The following is a 15,963-nucleotide window of genomic DNA, read 5'->3' as shown; positions in this document are numbered from 1 at the left end:
GGGCCCGGCCCGCGCCGCCGCCCTGGCCGCCGCGGCCGGCGGCGCCGTCCGGCGCCAGCCCGCTGGCGCCTGGCTGATTGCCGGTGCGGTCACGGTTCTCTACTGCGCCTACTCCACCGCGCAGTGGCACCGGCTCGAGTCGCCGTCGTGGGACCTGGGGATCTTCACCCAGCTCGCCAAGGCCTACGCGGGATTCCACGCGCCCATCGTCCCGATCAAGGGCGAGTCCTTCAACCTGCTCGGGGATCACTTCCATCCGCTGCTGGTCCTGCTCGGGCCCGTGTACGCCCTGGCCCCCTCGGCCTTCGCCCTCCTCGTGCTGCAGAACCTGCTGTTCGGGCTCTCGGTGTTCGTCGTCGCCCGCACCGGGTTGCGGGAGCTGGGTCGGGCCGGCGGGACCGCCGTCGGGCTGGCCTACGGCCTGTCCTGGGGGCTGCAGGCCGCCGCCGCGGCCCAGTTCCACGAGATCGCGTTCGCCGTCCCGCTGCTCGCCCTCAGCTGCGAGGCGCTGATCCGCCGGCGCCTTGCCGCGGCCCTGGCTTGGGGTTCCCTGCTGGTCTTCGTGAAGGAGGACCTGGGCCTGACGGTGATCGCGCTCGGCCTCGTGGTGGCGCTGCGCTTCCGGCACGCGGCCGGGCTGTGGCTCGCGTGCTGGGGCGCCCTGTGGCTCCTGCTCTCGGTGCAGGTGATTCTGCCGGCCCTGAACTCGGGGGGATCCTACGACTACGCCGGCCGCGTCGACGCGGCGGCGATGCTGGCCGACCCTGTTCAGGCGGCGGCCGACTTCTTCTCCGGGGCACCCAAGTACGAGACGGCGCTCCTGCTCCTGCTGGCCGGCGGGGTGGTCTTCCTGCGCTCCCCGCTGGCGCTGGTCCTGGTGCCGACCCTGCTCTGGCGCTTCGCCTCCACCGAGGTGGGTTACTGGGGGCCGGGCTGGCATTACAGCGCCGTGCTCATGCCCGTGCTCTTCCTGGCTCTGATCGACGCCGCGGCCAGGCTCCGGCGCAGCGGGCGCACCCTGCCGCGGGTCCTCGCCGGCGCCGGGTGCGCCGGCGCCGCGGCCGCCGCGCTGGCCCTGCTGCCCGCCCAGTCCCTGGCGGAGCTCGCCGACCCCCGGACCTACCGGCAGTCCCCCCGCTGGGACGCCGCGCACCGGCTGATCGATGCGGTGCCCCCCGGCGCCAGCGTGGAGACCGGGGTGGGGCTGATGGCCTACCTCGTGCCCCGAGCCGAGGTGTACTGGATCGGGAACACCAACCCGGCCCCCGACTTCCTCCTCGTCGACGCCGAGGACTGGAGCTGGGGCACGCTTCCCCCGGCCGACGCCGAGGCACACGCCGAGGAGACCTACCCGGGTACCGCCTACACCCTGGTGTTCGCCGAGGACGGCTATCAGTTGGTCGAACGGACCGGCTGATCGCCGGTAGCCTTAATTCATGAGCTCCGAGACCCCGCCGTCCGACAGCCCGTCCGGGCACCCCGCTGAGCACCCCGCTGAGCGACCCGCCGAGCGCCCCGCCGAGCGCCGGGAGGTGAGCGTGCGCCGCGCCCCCCGGTTCGCCCCGTTCATGCTGCTTGGAGTGGCGGTCGGCTTCATCGCAGCACTCATCATCGCCTACACGAGTCCGCCCGATCCCACCCTGACCCGCGAATCCGTTCTGGGGTTCTTTTTCGTCGTCCTCGCACTGCCCGGGCTGCTGCTTGGTGCCCTCGTGGTCCTGGTGCTCGACCGGCGCAGTGTGCGCCGGGCCCGCCGCCTCTCGGCCGACCCCGTTGACGACGACGCCTGAGCCCGCCCTCCCCCGGCCGGTTCCGCCCGCCGACCCCGAGGCGTACGCTGTACTCCTGATGATGCGACCGGGTGTGCGGCACAAGAAAAGGCGGTGGCAATGACGGACCCCATCGAGGCACGGCCGCGCCCGCGCCTGAACAGGGCCCGGGTACTGGGGGCCGCGGTGGCCCTTGCCGACGAGATCGGCATCGAGTCGCTCAGCATGCGCCGGCTGGCCCAGGAGCTCCGGGTGGTGCCGATGGCCCTCTACAAGCACGTCGCCAACAAGGAGGAACTCCTCGACGGCATGGTCGACGTCATCGTCGGCGAGATCGGCCCTCCGGCACCCGACGCCGACTGGAAGAGCGGCGTGCGGTCGAGGGTCCTCTCGGCGCGGCGCGCCCTGCAGCGGCATACCTGGGCCCGCCGGGCGATCGAGACCCGCACCGGCATGACCCCCGTGGTGCTCGACTACATGGATTCTTTCGTCGGCGTGTTCCTGGCCGGCGGACTGTCCCTGGACCTCACCCACCACGCCATGCACGCCCTCGGCGGACGGATGTGGGGATTCACCCAGGAACTGTTCGAGGACCCCGCGGCCCCGGCGCCGGCCGTAACGGACACCGACCGGGCCGAGATGCTCCGGCAGGCGGCCCAGCGTTACCCGAACGTGGTGGCGATCGCTACGTCGGTGACGCACGACGAGGGGTCGGTGGTCGGGCACGGCTGCGACGACCAGTTCGAGTTCGAGTTCGCCCTCGACCTGCTCCTCGACGGTTTCGAGCAGCTTCACGCGCGGGGCTGGACCTCGCAGGGGACCAAAACCCACCCGTCGAAACCTGAGGCGGCGAAAACCGTCCACTGACGCGCCGGCCGCACCGCCACCGGTCGCGCAGGCCGCCTTCCCGGCCCGCGCCGCCGGACACCGGAACGGCGGGGACCGCGCCGCTAGGCACGGTCCCCGCCGCATCACCCGCCCGCCGGGATGTCCCCGACGGGTACGCCCCGGACTAGGCGGGAACGCGGTCGCCCGGCGTCCGGGCCGCGTCGAGTGCCGCCACGGCCGGGGACCGGAAGCCCCTGGCGATCAGGTAGACCGCGAGGCACACCTCCCAGGCGAACACCGGGAGGGCCGCCACCGCCGCCCACACAGAGACCTGCCCGTAGAGGCCGAACATCTGGGCCGCCCCCGAGGCGAAGACCAGGGGCCCTCCCACCAGCCCCAGCACGGCGATGAACCGGGGCACCAGCCCGGACCGGTAGAGCAGGTAGGCCAGGAGCAGGGTGTTCGTTCCGCAGATGAAACTCGGCCCGACGAGGAAGGTCCAGTTGTTGAAGGCGACCAGGGCGCTGCCGAGGGCGAGCGTCTCCGGGCCCGCCTGCGGCAGGTCCTGCCGCAGCGTCACGAGCGTCAGGAGGGAGACGACGCCGGCGGTGATCACCGCACCCTCGAGGGTACGCAGCGCCACATACCCCAGGGCGATGCCTTCGTTCTGCCGCCGGACCACGGGGTAGAGGGCAACGCCGGTTCCAACGATGGCCACCACGAGCAGCACGTCGAGGAAGGCGGCCAGGACCACCAGCGATTCCGGCCCCGAGCCGGTGATGTACTCCGGATTGCCAAGCGCCGGAACGTAGAGCAGCCGCGCCGCGATCGACGTGACGTGCGTGATGAGGAAGAGGACGCCGGCGGCGGCGGCGGTCCTTCGCAGTGAGGTCATTTTCCACTCTCTCGGGTGCGTGGCGTACGGCGTACACCATCTGAACCCAACGCTAGGTGTACGCCGTATACAAGTCAAGGGATTGGAAGACTTTTTCGACAGCTGCAGAAGCCGGCCGCCGTCACGTTCGGGTGCCGTATCCGGCCCGTGAGAGAATGGGTCCATGGTGCGCGGTGATGGAAAACTTACCCACGATCTTCTCCCCAACGAAAAAGGCCCCCAGGATGCCTGCGGCGTTTTCGGTGTCTGGGCCCCGGGGGAAGAGGTGGCCAAGCTGACTTACTACGGCCTGTACGCCCTGCAGCACAGGGGGCAGGAGTCCGCCGGCATCGCCACCAGCGACGGGGCGCGCATCAATGTGTACAAGGACATGGGTCTGGTGTCCCAGGTGTTCGACGAGACCACCCTGAACACGCTCACCGGCCACATCGCCGTCGGCCACTGCCGGTACTCCACCACCGGCGCCTCGCAGTGGGCCAACGCCCAGCCCACCCTGGGCGCCACCGCCGCGGGCACCGTCGCCCTGGCCCACAACGGCAACCTGACCAACTCCGCAGAGCTGTACCAGATGGTCCTTGACCGGCACGGCGTACCCCGTTCCGGGGAGATCGCCCAGGGCAACACCACCGACACCGCCCTGGTCACGGCACTGCTGGCCGGCGATGAGGGCCGCTCGCTCGAGGAAACGGCGATGGAGCTGCTGCCGAACATCCGCGGCGCCTTCTGCTTCGTATTCATGGACGAGGGAACCCTCTACGCGGCACGGGACACCTACGGGGTGCGCCCGCTGGTGCTCGGCCGCCTCGAGCGCGGCTGGGTCGTTGCCTCCGAGCAGGCCGCGCTGGCCACCGTGGGTGCGAGCTTCATCCGGGAGATCGAGCCCGGGGAATTCATCGCCATCGACGAGGACGGGGTCCGCTCAAGCCGCTTCGGGACCTCAACGGCGGCCGGCTGCGTCTTCGAGTACGTATATCTGGCCCGCCCCGACGCCGCCATCGCCGGACGCTCGGTGTACGAATCCCGGGTGGAGATGGGCCGGCAGCTGGCGCGGGAGAACTCCGCCGGGGCCGACATTGTCATTCCGGTGCCCGAATCGGGCACCCCCGCCGCCGTCGGATTCGCCGAAGAGTCGGGCATCCCCTTCGCCCACGGCTTCGTCAAGAACGCCTACGTGGGCCGCACCTTCATCCAGCCCAGCCAGACCCTGCGGCAGCTGGGCATCAAGCTCAAGCTCAACGCCCTGGAATCGGTGATCCGCGGCAAGCGCATCATCGTGGTCGACGACTCCATCGTGCGCGGCAACACGCAGCGGGCCGTGGTGCGGATGCTGCGGGAGGCCGGCGCGGCCGAGGTCCACGTCAAGATCTCCTCCCCGCCGGTCCGCTGGCCCTGCTTCTACGGGATCGACTTCGCCTCCCGCGCCGAACTGATCGCCAACGGGGCCGCGGTCGAGGAGATCAGCAAGTCGATCGGCGCCGACAGCCTCGCCTACATCTCCGAGGACGGCATGATCGCCGCCACCCAGCAGCCCCGCGAACGGCTGTGCACGGCCTGCTTCACCGGCAGCTACCCCATCGAGCTCCCCGCCGCCGACCGCCTGGGCAAGAACCTCCTGGAGCGCAACCCGGCCGACGACGCCGACGGGTGCGAGCCCGGGCCCGACACCGAATTCGAAGCTGTACTCACCGACGCAGACAGGAAAGAACGGGTATGACCCCCTCCCCCAATCCGATCACCTACGCAAGTGCAGGAGTGGACGTCGAGGCCGGTGACCGCGCCGTCGAGCTGATGAAGGGCGCGGTCAAGGCCACCCACGGCGCCGAGGTGATCGGGGGCGTCGGCGGGTTCGCCGGCCTGTACGACGTGTCGAAGCTGCTGACCTACAGGCGGCCGCTGCTGGCGACCTCCACCGACGGCGTCGGCACCAAGGTCGCCATCGCCCAGGCCATGGACATCCACGACACCATCGGCTTCGACCTGGTGGGCATGGTCGTCGACGACATCGTGGTGGTCGGTGCCGAGCCGCTCTACATGACCGACTACATCGCCTGCGGCAAGGTGGTGCCCGAGCGCATCGCCGCCATTGTCCGCGGCATCGCCGCCGCCTGCTCGGTCGCCGGAACCGCCCTGGTGGGCGGGGAGACCGCCGAGCACCCCGGCCTGCTCGGAGAGCACGAGTACGACGTCGCCGGTGCGGCCACCGGTGTCGTGGAGGCCGACGGGCTGCTCGGCCCGGACCGCGTGCGGGAGGGTGACGTCGTGATCGGCATGGCCGCCTCGGGCCTCCACTCCAACGGCTACTCCCTCGTGCGACGCGTCATCAACTCGGCCGGGTGGGCCCTTGACCGCCAGGTTTCTGAACTGGGCCGCACGCTGGGCGAGGAACTGCTCGAGCCGACGCGCATCTACGCCGCCGACTGCCTCGACCTCGCCCGCACCACCGGCGCCGCCGTGCACGGGTTCAGCCATGTCACCGGCGGCGGCCTCGCCGCGAACCTCGCCCGGGTCCTCCCCCGCGGCATGGAGGCCACCGTGGACCGCTCCACCTGGGCACTGCCGCCGATCTTCTCGCTCGTCTCCGAGCTCGGCAACGTGCCCCTGCCGGACCTGGAGCGCACCCTGAACCTGGGTGTCGGAATGGTGGCCATCGTGGGGGCCGAGGGAGCCGACGCCGCCCTGGCGCGCCTCGCCGAGCGCGGCGTCCCCGCCTGGGCCATGGGCACCGTGGGCTCCGCCGCCGGATCGGTGCGGGCCGACGGACCGGACTACGTGCAGGGCGCCAAGGGCGTCGACGGCGGAGCTGTCCGGCTGGTGGGCTCCTACGCCTGACCGGAAGCCGGAAAGCCCGGCAAAAAGGACGAACGAAAGAGCGGTGCACCAGGTGCACCGCTCTTTCGATGTCTATTTGCTGCCGACCTGCGAAAACCCGTAGCGGGGATTCAAAGATTATCCGGCGCGGTGGAAACTATCCCGTGCGCCGGGAACCGTCTTCTCCGTCGTCGTCGAATTCGTCCGCATACTTGTCCGCATACTCCGAATAGTCCGGCTCAACCGGTTCGAGAGGTTCACTGCGTCGGTTTGAGGCATGGCTACCAGGGCCTGTGAGCTCGCGCTGCAGTGCCGTGTAGTCGGTCGCGGGGCTGAAGTACTTCATGTCCCGCGCCTGCTTGGTAGCTTTTGCCTTTTGACGGCCGCGCCCCATGGCGTGACCCCCTTTGTGCGTCGATCCGGAGGTGGTCACTGGGGCACAAAGGCCCAAGGCTGCAGCGAGGCCCCGGAGTAATTGGTCAATTTATCGTAACTATAGGTTACATGCTTTAACGTGAGTCCGCGTGCCGTTGTGACGTGCATGACGGATCGCCCTCCCGCCGCCTCGGAAGGGCGCGTGCCGGCGGGCGGAGATCAGCGCCCGAACGGCGCAAATTTGGATAGAGTTCTGCCCTAAGGGCCCATTTCCGGGCGCAGAACCAAAACCCTCCGAGGAGACAACGGTTGGCTACGAAGAATCGGGAGAACGCCCAGCGTGGCCCGGAGGATCAGGGGAAACCGGACGCCGGCGGGCACCAGGATGAGGCCCGGGATGCGGCTCCGGAGGCCGGCGCCGCCGAGCCCGGGGGCGCCGCGGAGGCCAACGCTGCCGGCGCACCGGCGGAACCCGAACTGTCGGTGACGGCGGAGGACCTGACGCTCCCCGAACCGGTGCTGGCGCCTGCGTCCGTCAGCAGGACCGCGGCCGAGGCCGCGGCCCTCGATGAAGCGGCGGCGGAGGCCCAATCAGTGGCGGAGGAGGCCGAGGACGCCGCCCTCCTGGCCGGCCCCCTGCCCGCCAGCGCGCCGACTGTAACGGCGGCGCCGTCGGGCACTGCGCCTGCAGGCGGCCCGGCCGGTGATGCGGCGGAAGCCACCCCCCGGAGCAGTGAGACCCAAGGCAGTACGACCCAGAGCAGTGAGCCCCGGTCCGGCGCATCCGCGGCGGGTGAGTCAACCGGCCCGTCCATCCCGGACAAAGGGAGCAACTCCGCCGGAGGGGAGTCCACCCCCGGGCCCGCCGGGGAGCGCTCCGCTCCCAACGGCTCCTCGGGGTCCTCGGGGTCCTCTCCAGGCCCTTCTCCCGTTCACCCGTCCACCCCTAATTCTCCCGCGGACGGTTCCGCCAAGGACACCGGCGCGGCCGGCTCATGGGCAGCCGGTACCGAGGATGCCGAGGACCCCAGGCTCGCCTCCGTTCCTGAACCGGTGGTGGTCGGATCGGGTGCCGCCCACTCCGGTCTCCTCGCGGGAACCGATCCGGCCGCTCTCGGCGTCGGCCCCGCCGCTTCGACCGGTGCCGCCGGACGGGCCGGCGCGACCGCCGTCTCCCGCAGCGCATCCGGAGCACCGGAGACCGCCGGACCGGCGGCCGAGCCCGGTGCCCGCCGGTCCACCTGGGCGCCGGTCGGCGACGCCGGCGAACCCGTGGGCCCGCGGCGGGCGCGGTCCCGTGAGCGCCGGGAGAAGTCCCGGCGCCCGGTGGCGCTCCTCGTCCTCGGCGGCATCGCGGTCCTGGCCCTGCTCATCTGGGCGGCCATCAGTCTGGTGCGCGGCCTGACCGGCGCCGTCGACCCTCAGTCGCCCGAGGACATCCCAACCGCGGCCGGCGCCGACGGAGTGATTGCCGAAGACGTCCCGCCGTCGGTCCTGACCGCCGGCCACTGCCTCCTCGATTTCACCGACATCGAGAGCGATGTCACCATCGTGACCTGCTCGACGCCGCACCGGGCCCAGCTGATCGCCTCGGAGTTTTATCCGGACGACGCCGAATTCCCCGGCCGGAACCAGCTCGGCGCCCGGGCCGACTCGGCCTGTGATACCGCCCCGATCGACTCCGGCGTCGCGGCCGGAGCAGGCAGGATCGAGCTGCTGCGCGTGACGCCCACCGAAGGCACCTGGGCCGACGGCGACCGCCGGGTTGACTGCTTCGCCGTCCTGCAGGACGGTGCGACGCTGAGCCGGAGCCTGCTCACCGAGTAGCCCCGGCCTGCTGGAGGAGGGCTGTGGGCCCGCCCGATCAGGCGACGGCGCGCAGGCTGAGCCCCTCCCGCTGGCCGTCGGCACTTCCATCGCCGTCCCGGTCGACCAGGACCCGGTCCCCGTCGGTGATCTCGCCGGCGAGGATGCCCCGGGCGAGCTGGTCGCCGATCTCCCGCTGCACGAGCCGGCGCAGGGGCCGGGCACCGTAGGCGGGGTCGAACCCGGTGAGGGCCAGCCACTCGCTTGCCGCCGGCGTCACCTCGAGGGTGAGTCGGCGCTCCTGCAGCCGCTTGCCCAGCGCCTCAACCTGAAGGTCGACGATCTTCGACAGCTCATCGAGGCTGAGCGCGTCGAAGATGATCACGTCGTCCAGGCGGTTGAGGAACTCCGGCCGGAAGCTGGCGTTCACCGTCGCCATCACGACCTGGCGGCGGGCCGCGTCATCGAGCGAGGGATCCATCAGGAACTGTGAGCCCAGGTTGGAGGTCAGAACCAGGATGACATTGCGGAAATCCACGGTGCGTCCCTGCCCGTCCGTCAGGCGGCCGTCGTCGAGCACCTGCAGGAGGATGTCGAAGACCTCCGGGTGCGCCTTCTCCACCTCGTCGAGCAGCACGACGCTGTAGGGACGGCGGCGCACCGCCTCCGTGAGCTGGCCGCCCTCCTCGTAACCGACATAGCCCGGAGGCGCGCCAACGAGCCGGGCGACCGAGTGCTTCTCGGAGTATTCGGACATATCGATGCGCACCATGGAGCGTTCGTCGTCGAACAGGAAGTCCGCCAGCGCCTTCGCGAGTTCGGTCTTGCCCACACCGGTCGGGCCGAGGAACAGGAAGGAGCCGGTGGGCCGGTTCGGGTCGGAAACTCCGGCCCGGGCACGGCGCACCGCATCCGAGACCGACGCGACCGCCTTGGACTGGCCGATCAGCCGGGAGCCGATAACCTCCTCCATGTGCAGGAGCTTCTGGGACTCCCCCTGCAGCATGCGGCCGGCCGGAATGCCGGTCCACGCGGAGATGACTTCCGCAATGTCGTTGGCCGTCACCTCTTCGGCCACCATCAGCTCCGGGGCCTCCCCGGCCGATTCCTGCTCGGCTGCCTGGGCGGCGTCGAGCTCCCGCTGCACCTGCGGAATCTCCCCGTACAGGATCCGCGAGGCCGTCTCCAGGTCGCCCTCGCGCTGGGCCTTGTCTGCCTGTGAGCGCAGCTCGTCGAGGGACGCCTTCAGGTCACCGACCCGGTTCAGGCCCGCCTTCTCGGCCTCCCACCGGGCATTGAGCGCCGAGAGCTGCTCCTGCCGGTCCGCCATCACGGCGCGCAGGTCCTCGAGCCGCTCCTGGGAGGCCTCGTCCGTCTCACGCTCCAGCGCGAGCTCCTCCATCCGCATCCTGTCGATGGCCCGGCGCAGCTCGTCGATCTCCACCGGGGCGGAGTCGATCTCCATGCGCAGGCGCGACGCCGCCTCGTCGACGAGGTCGATGGCCTTGTCGGGCAGCTGCCGCCCGGAGATGTACCGGTTGGACAAGGTCGCTGCTGCCACCAGGGCGGAGTCGGCGATGGAGACCTTGTGGTGGGCCTCGTAGCGTTCCTTGAGCCCGCGGAGGATGCCGATGGTGTCCTCCACCGACGGCTCCCCCACGTAGACCTGCTGGAAGCGCCGCTCCAGCGCCGGGTCCTTCTCCACGTTCTCGCGGTACTCGTCGAGGGTCGTGGCGCCGATCAGGCGCAGCTCGCCACGGGCGAGCATGGGCTTGAGCATGTTGCCTGCATCCATCGAGCCCTCGGAGGCACCGGCACCGACCACGGTGTGCAGTTCGTCGATGAAGGTGACGACCTGTCCGTTGGAGGAGCGGATCTCCTCGAGCACGGCCTTCAGCCGCTCCTCGAATTCGCCCCGGTACTTTGCGCCGGCAATCATCGAGCCGAGGTCGAGGCTGATGAGGGACTTGCCACGGAGGGACTCCGGAACGTCCCCGGCGACCATGCGCTGCGCGAGGCCTTCAACGACGGCCGTCTTGCCGACGCCCGGCTCCCCGATCAGCACCGGGTTGTTCTTGGTGCGGCGCGAGAGCACCTGCACGACGCGGCGGATCTCCGAATCACGTCCGATCACCGGGTCGAGCCTGCCCGCCCGCGCCAGATCGGTAAGGTCGACGCCGAACTTCTCGAGGGCCTGGAAGGTGTTTTCCGGGTCGGCGGAGGTCACCCTGCGGTCGCCCCGGACGCCGGGGAGCGCGGCCGCGAGCGCGTCGCGGGAAATTCCGGCCTCGCGCAGAATCCTTCCGGCAGGTCCGGCGTCGGCGGCAAGCCCGAGCAGCAGGTGCTCGGTTGAGACGAACTGGTCCCCCAGCGCTTCGGCCTCCTGCTGGGCAGCGGAAATCACCTGGAGGGCGCCCCGGGAGAACTGGGCCTGGGCCACGCTCGATCCCGAGGAGGAGGGCAGTGCGCGGATGGCCGTGCTCGCCTGCACGCTGATGTCGTCGGGCGAGGCGCCGGCCGCCTTGAGCAGTGCCACGGCGATGCCCTCCCGCTGGTCCATCAGCACCTTGAGGAAGTGCGGCGTTTCGACCTGGGCGTTGCCCGCCGTCGAAGCGTTCATTGCCGCAGCCGAAAGAGCCTCCTGGCTCTTGGTGGTGAATTTTGCGTCCATGGACCCATCCTTCGCTATCGACGATGTTCCTGATCGGAACACCTTCCAAAACCTAAGTTGAGTGTACCTGACTCAACCTTCTCGTGCCGGTTCTTATGCCCGATTCGCCTCCAGCGAAACGGCCGGTGACCGCCCGGCCTGCCGTCGTTCTTTCGAGCCCGGTCCGGAGAGGGGCCGCTGTCGGCCATAATGGCCCGATGGGGAAATTTCATCGACTGACCGCCGTCCTGACCACCACCGTCCTGGCGGCCTCGCTCGCCGCCTGCGCCGACGACCGGCCAAGCGCTGCCGATGCCGCGAAAAGGCTCGCCGCGGGCCTGTCCAAGCTCGACGTCGGGGGCTCGGCCTTCACCGCGGTCAGGGCCGAGGATGTCACCACGGACCTGGGCTCCATCACCGAGGCACTCGCACCGCTGAAGCCCAGAGTGGCCGTGGACGGCGTGGAGTCAACTGGTGAGGACACCGCGACGGCCACCCTCGACTATGTGTGGGATGTCGACGCCTCGGACGAGGACTGGACCTACTCGACGTCCGTGGAGCTCTCCCGGGAGGAGGACGAGTGGCAGGCCGAATGGGACCCGGCCATCTTCGTCCCGGAACTGCGAGTCGATGAACACCTCGCCCGTGAGGAAATTCCTGCTGACCGGGGCGACATCACCGGCGCCGACGGCGAGGTGCTGGTCACCGAGCGCACGGTCCTGCGGGTCGGCATCGACAAGACCAAAGCCCCCGAAGACGGGCACGACGCCGCGGCGCGTGCACTCGCCGCACTCGTGGAGATCGATCCGGCGTCCTACGCGGAGCAGGTGGCCGCCGCCGGCGCGGAGGCGTTCGTCGAGGCCATCGTGCTGCGCGAGGACGCCCCGCTCGCAGCCGACCGCGCCGCCATCGACGCCATTCCGGGGGCCGTTGCCCTTCAGGATTTCCGTGAACTGGCGCCGACCCGGGCCTTCGCCCGTGAGCTGCTGGGCACCGTCGGGGAACCGACGGCCGAACTGATCGAGCAGTCCGGCGGGAAGCTCGAGGCCGGGGATATCACCGGCCTTTCCGGCCTGCAGCGCCAGCTCAACGAACTGCTCGCCGGAACCCCCGGGGTAAGAATCACCGCGGTTCTCGGGGACGGGAACACCCTGACACCCCGGTCGCTGTTCGCCAAGTCCCCGGTGGATGGAAAGCCGCTCGCCACCACGCTCGACGCGAAGCTACAGACCCTTGCCGAGGAGGTCCTCGCCGAGGAGCCCTCGGCGTCCTCGATTGTCGCCATCCGCCCCAGCACCGGGGAAGTCCTGACCGCCGCAAACGGACCCGGCAGTGAAGGCCTGCCCACCGCGCTGCTCGGGCAGTACCCGCCGGGGTCCACCTTCAAGATCGCGACCACCCTCGCGCTGCTGCGCAAGGGCCTCACCCCGGAGTCCCCCACCGACTGCCCCGCCGAGCTCACCGTCGACGGGCGCAGCTTCAACAATGCGAGCACCTACCCGGCGCAGTTCACCGGAACGATCCCACTGCTCCAGAGCTTCGCGCAGTCCTGCAACACCGGGTTCATCTCCAACCGCGATCAGGTGTCCCAGCAGGAACTCGCCTCGGCAGCCGCTGACCTCGGCATCGGGATCGAAGCCTCAATCGGCACGCCGGCCTTCTTCGGCGTCGTTCCCGCCGAGGCGGAGGGAACCGCGCACGCCGCGTCGATGATCGGGCAGGGCGAAATCCTCGTCTCGCCGCTGGCGCTCGCGACGATGGCCGCGAGCGTCGGCAAGGGCGCCAGGGTCACCCCGACGGTGCTGGCGGGCGGGCAGGACGAGGCGTCGTCTTCGGGCTCCGCGCCGTCGGCATCCTCGTCGGCGTCCCCGTCCTCCGAGCCTTCGGGAGAGGCATCCCCGTCCAGCGCGCCGGTCGAACCCAGCAAACTGACCGCGGAGGAGGCCGCCACCCTGCGGGCACTGATGCGCGCCGTGGTCACCGAGGGCGGTGCCGGTATGCTCGCCGGCGTTCCAGGGGATCCCGTGCACGCGAAGACCGGGACCGCGGAGTTCGGCAGCGAGACCCCGCCGCGCACCCATGCGTGGATCGTCGCACTGCAGGGTGACCTCGCCGTCGCGGTCTTTGTCGAAGAGGGAGAGCTCGGCTCGACCTCGGGCGGGCCGCTCATGGAGGCGTTCCTTCGGGGAGCCGGCTCCTAGAAACCCGGCCCCGCCGAAGGTGCGGCTCACCACGCTCTGCACCACCCACCTCCGCCGAAAGAGCAGCTCACCACGCTTCGATCCTGCCTAAGCGTGGTGAGCTGCCAACTCGGCGGGGTTCCGGCCCGGGGTCAGCGATACTGGGGGATTCGCGTGCCGCGCGTCTCCACAATGACCTTGCCCAGCGGCATCAGTGACACGGGAATGAGCTTGAGGTTGGCGATGCCCAGGGGAATCCCGATGATGCTCACAAACATGGGGATCGCCGTGAGGACGTGCCCGATGGCGATCCAGATCCCCGCGACGAGCAGCCAGATGACGTTGCCCAGGGTGGAGAAGAAGGACACCTGCCCGCCGCGGTCTACCACCGTCCGCCCGAACGGCCACAGGGCGTAGAGGCCGATCCGGAAGGAGGCAATTCCGAAGGGGATCGTGATGATCAGGACGCAGCACAGGATTCCGGCGGCGAAGTAGCCAAGGGCCAGCCAGATACCGCCGAAGAGCAGCCAGATCACGTTCAGGAGTGTATTCATGGGCCCATTGTCGCGCATTGCCGGGTGCGGCGTCGGGGGATCTGCACCGCGGCCCCTCGGCCCCCGACAAAACGGCAGCTCACCAGGCTTCCTCACGCCCGAAACTGCAGCTCACCACGCTTCGACCCCGCGGGAGCGTGGTTATCTGCCAACTCGGCGGAAGTGCCCCCCGCGCATCCACACCCCGCAGCACCTCCCCGAAACTGCATTTCACCACGCTTCGTCCCCCGGGAGCGTGGTTATCTGCAAACTCGGCGGGCCCCCCAACGCAGCGAGACGCCCCGCACAGCAGAAAAGGCCCCTTCCCGCACGGGAAGGGGCCTTTCAGCTGGCGGATCAGCGGAGCTTAGCGCGTGCGGCGGTCGTTCGACGCCGGCGCACTCGCCCTCCGCGAGCCACCGGAGCGCCCGGCGCTGGCGGGACGGCCCGCTGCGGCCGGTGCGTGACTGCGCTGGCCCGAGGACGTTCCGCCGGCGGCCGCCGGACGGCGCGGGGCGACGTCGGCGGCGCGCTGGCCCGTTGCGGGACGGCGGCTGCGGGTTCCGGCGGTGTCGGCTGCGGGACGGCCCTCGGCGGAGCGGCGGCGGCCTGCGCCGGCGCCTGCCTCGGTGCCGAAGCGCGGTGCCTGCGGCTGGTCCTTGCGGCGGTCGGCGCGGTTGCCCTGGGCGGGCTGCGCCTCGGCCGCGACACGTCCACGGCCACCCCTGCCGCCGCGTCCGCCGGCGGCGGGTGCTGCGGCGCCGCGGCGGGCGCGCTTGCGCTGGGCGTTGGCTCCGGTGGAGGTGCCCTCGCCGCGGGCGGTGTCCCGCTGGGCGATCAGTGCGGCGCGGGTGCGCGGATCGATCTTCTCTGCGACGTCACCGATCAGCTTGCCGACCAGCGGCGAGGTTGCCTTGACGTTTTCGAAGGCGACGTCGACGCCGGCGGCGCGCATCAGCTTCTGCACCTCCGACTTCTGCTCCGGCAGGGTGATCGTCACGACGGTGCCCGAGGACCCGGCGCGGGCGGTGCGGCCCGATCGGTGGAGGTAGGCCTTGTGCTCGGTGGGCGGGTCGACGTGCACGACGAGTTCGACGTCGTCGACGTGCACGCCGCGGGCGGCGACGTCGGTCGCCACGAGGACGCGCACATCGCCGCTGGAGAACTCCGCAAGGTTCCGGTCACGGGCGTTCTGCGAGAGGTTGCCGTGGAGATCGACGGCGGGGATGCCGGCGTCGGTGAGGGTCTTGGCCAGCTTGCGGGCGTGGTGCTTGGTGCGCATGAACAGCAGGCGGCGCCCGGTGCCGGAGGCAAGCTGGACGATCAGCTGCTTCTTCTGGGTCTGGTCGCCGATGAGCAGCACGTGGTGCTCCATCGTGGTGACCGCGGCCTGGGGGTCGTCGACCGAGTGGGTGACGGGCTTGCTCAGGTAGCGGTTGACGAGCTTGTCCACGCCGTTGTCGAGCGTCGCCGAGAACAGCAGGCGCTGGCCCTCGGTGGGCGTGGTGTCCATGATCTTCTTCACGACGGGCAGGAAGCCCAGGTCGGCCATGTGGTCGGCCTCGTCGAGGATGGTGATCTCCACCGATTCAAGGGTGATGAGCTTCTGGCGCATCAGGTCCTCGAGGCGGCCTGGGCAGGCGATGACGATGTCGACGCCGGCCCGCAGTGCCTTCTCCTGGCGCTGCTGGGAGACCCCGCCGTAGATGACGGTGGTGTTCAGGCCCAGCTCGTTGGCCAGGGGCTCAACGGTGTTGTTGATCTGGGTGGCCAGCTCGCGGGTCGGGGCGAGGATCAGTGCCAGCGGGCGTCCGGGCTTGCGCCGGTAGGCGGCCTCCTGCTCGGCGAGCCGGGACACCATGGGAAGGGCAAAAGCGAGCGTCTTTCCCGAGCCGGTGCGGCCGCGGCCGAGGACGTCGCGTCCCGCGAGGGTGTCGGGGAGGGTCTTCACCTGGATGGGGAAAGGTTCGGTGATTCCCTGCGCGGTCAGGTTCGAAACCAGCGCTTTGGGCACACCAAGGGCGGCAAAAGTAGTCATGTATATACACGAACTTTCTTCTCATCTTCCCCGGCGCCGGTTGGCACAGGGGTTCGCCGAAGAAAAGTCAGACAGTGTCCA

At 70.2% G+C, this 15,963-nt stretch carries 12 protein-coding genes; 7 read left to right on the top strand and 5 right to left on the bottom strand.

The genetic code is table 11. The features are described 5' to 3' along the window. The 3 genes from GVV86_RS15170 to GVV86_RS15160 all read left to right on the top strand — a co-directional run. Window positions 1-1,417 (top strand): DUF2079 domain-containing protein (locus tag GVV86_RS15170; RefSeq protein WP_159803230.1); only part of this gene is annotated, 1,417 nt, incomplete at its 5' end. A 19-nt stretch (window positions 1,418-1,436) separates the two neighbouring features. Next, window positions 1,437-1,790, top strand: coding sequence for a hypothetical protein (locus tag GVV86_RS15165; RefSeq protein ID WP_246670001.1), 354 nt, complete (start codon window positions 1,437-1,439; stop codon window positions 1,788-1,790). A 99-nt stretch (window positions 1,791-1,889) separates the two neighbouring features. Next, a complete protein-coding gene (locus GVV86_RS15160) occupies window positions 1,890-2,636 on the top strand; it encodes a TetR/AcrR family transcriptional regulator C-terminal domain-containing protein (protein WP_159803229.1) in 747 nt (248 codons plus the stop codon). Between the two features lie 145 nt (window positions 2,637-2,781). Here the strand turns inward: GVV86_RS15160 and GVV86_RS15155 are convergent, their stop codons facing one another. Further along, complete coding sequence (locus GVV86_RS15155; RefSeq protein ID WP_159803228.1) at window positions 2,782-3,492, bottom strand: DUF4386 domain-containing protein; 711 nt, start codon at window positions 3,490-3,492, stop codon at window positions 2,782-2,784. 163 nt (window positions 3,493-3,655) lie between these two features. Here GVV86_RS15155 and purF point away from each other — a divergent pair, with 163 nt between their 5' ends. Then, window positions 3,656-5,206, top strand: coding sequence for an amidophosphoribosyltransferase (gene purF / locus GVV86_RS15150; protein WP_159619967.1), 1,551 nt, complete (start codon window positions 3,656-3,658; stop codon window positions 5,204-5,206). Next, on the top strand, window positions 5,203-6,321 hold the full coding sequence (gene purM, locus GVV86_RS15145; RefSeq protein WP_159619965.1) for a phosphoribosylformylglycinamidine cyclo-ligase: 1,119 nt from the start codon (window positions 5,203-5,205) through the stop codon (window positions 6,319-6,321). The genes purF and purM overlap by 4 nt, the downstream gene beginning before the upstream one ends. Before the next feature lie 136 nt (window positions 6,322-6,457). Here the strand turns inward: purM and GVV86_RS15140 are convergent, their stop codons facing one another. Beyond that, on the bottom strand, window positions 6,458-6,694 hold the full coding sequence (locus GVV86_RS15140; protein ID WP_159619981.1) for a DUF3073 domain-containing protein: 237 nt from the start codon (window positions 6,692-6,694) through the stop codon (window positions 6,458-6,460). A 290-nt stretch (window positions 6,695-6,984) separates the two neighbouring features. Between GVV86_RS15140 and GVV86_RS15135 the strand changes: the two genes are divergently transcribed. After that, entirely contained in the window at window positions 6,985-8,502 is a 1,518-nt protein-coding gene (locus GVV86_RS15135; RefSeq protein WP_159803227.1) for a septum formation family protein, read from the top strand. Window positions 8,503-8,539: 37 nt separating this feature from the next. On the opposite strand, the gene clpB is transcribed toward GVV86_RS15135, so the two are convergent. Continuing rightward, window positions 8,540-11,152, bottom strand: coding sequence for an ATP-dependent chaperone ClpB (gene clpB, locus GVV86_RS15130; RefSeq protein WP_159803226.1), 2,613 nt, complete (start codon window positions 11,150-11,152; stop codon window positions 8,540-8,542). A 197-nt stretch (window positions 11,153-11,349) separates the two neighbouring features. Between clpB and GVV86_RS15125 the strand changes: the two genes are divergently transcribed. After that, entirely contained in the window at window positions 11,350-13,332 is a 1,983-nt protein-coding gene (locus GVV86_RS15125; protein ID WP_159803225.1) for a penicillin-binding transpeptidase domain-containing protein, read from the top strand. Window positions 13,333-13,463: 131 nt separating this feature from the next. On the opposite strand, the gene GVV86_RS15120 is transcribed toward GVV86_RS15125, so the two are convergent. Both GVV86_RS15120 and GVV86_RS15115 read right to left on the bottom strand, forming a co-directional pair. Next, window positions 13,464-13,865, bottom strand: a complete 402-nt coding sequence (locus GVV86_RS15120; protein WP_159619957.1) for a YccF domain-containing protein — start codon at window positions 13,863-13,865, stop codon at window positions 13,464-13,466. 346 nt (window positions 13,866-14,211) lie between these two features. Beyond that, window positions 14,212-15,882, bottom strand: coding sequence for a DEAD/DEAH box helicase (locus GVV86_RS15115; RefSeq protein WP_159619955.1), 1,671 nt, complete (start codon window positions 15,880-15,882; stop codon window positions 14,212-14,214). Window positions 15,883-15,963 lie beyond the last annotated feature (81 nt).

Origin of the sequence: Arthrobacter zhaoguopingii (assembly GCF_009828595.1) — a bacterium.
Lineage (GTDB): Bacteria > Actinomycetota > Actinomycetes > Actinomycetales > Micrococcaceae > Arthrobacter_D > Arthrobacter_D zhaoguopingii.
The sequence above is the reverse complement of the archived record's forward strand: the minus strand, read 5'-3'. Positions and strand labels throughout refer to the sequence as shown.

What these genes read in the sequence shown, in the direction of transcription:
- GVV86_RS15160 (WP_159803229.1), top strand. Translation starts at nt 1,890, where the DNA reads ATGACGGACCCCATCGAGGCACGGCCGCGCCCGCGCCTGAACAGGGCC.
- clpB (WP_159803226.1), bottom strand. Translation starts at nt 11,152, where the DNA reads ATGGACGCAAAATTCACCACCAAGAGCCAGGAGGCTCTTTCGGCTGCG.
- GVV86_RS15120 (WP_159619957.1), bottom strand. Translation starts at nt 13,865, where the DNA reads ATGAATACACTCCTGAACGTGATCTGGCTGCTCTTCGGCGGTATCTGG.
- GVV86_RS15115 (WP_159619955.1), bottom strand. Translation starts at nt 15,882, where the DNA reads ATGACTACTTTTGCCGCCCTTGGTGTGCCCAAAGCGCTGGTTTCGAAC.
- purF (WP_159619967.1), top strand. Translation starts at nt 3,656, where the DNA reads ATGGTGCGCGGTGATGGAAAACTTACCCACGATCTTCTCCCCAACGAA.
- purM (WP_159619965.1), top strand. Translation starts at nt 5,203, where the DNA reads ATGACCCCCTCCCCCAATCCGATCACCTACGCAAGTGCAGGAGTGGAC.
- GVV86_RS15140 (WP_159619981.1), bottom strand. Translation starts at nt 6,694, where the DNA reads ATGGGGCGCGGCCGTCAAAAGGCAAAAGCTACCAAGCAGGCGCGGGAC.
- GVV86_RS15165 (WP_246670001.1), top strand. Translation starts at nt 1,437, where the DNA reads ATGAGCTCCGAGACCCCGCCGTCCGACAGCCCGTCCGGGCACCCCGCT.
- GVV86_RS15155 (WP_159803228.1), bottom strand. Translation starts at nt 3,492, where the DNA reads ATGACCTCACTGCGAAGGACCGCCGCCGCCGCCGGCGTCCTCTTCCTC.
- GVV86_RS15125 (WP_159803225.1), top strand. Translation starts at nt 11,350, where the DNA reads ATGGGGAAATTTCATCGACTGACCGCCGTCCTGACCACCACCGTCCTG.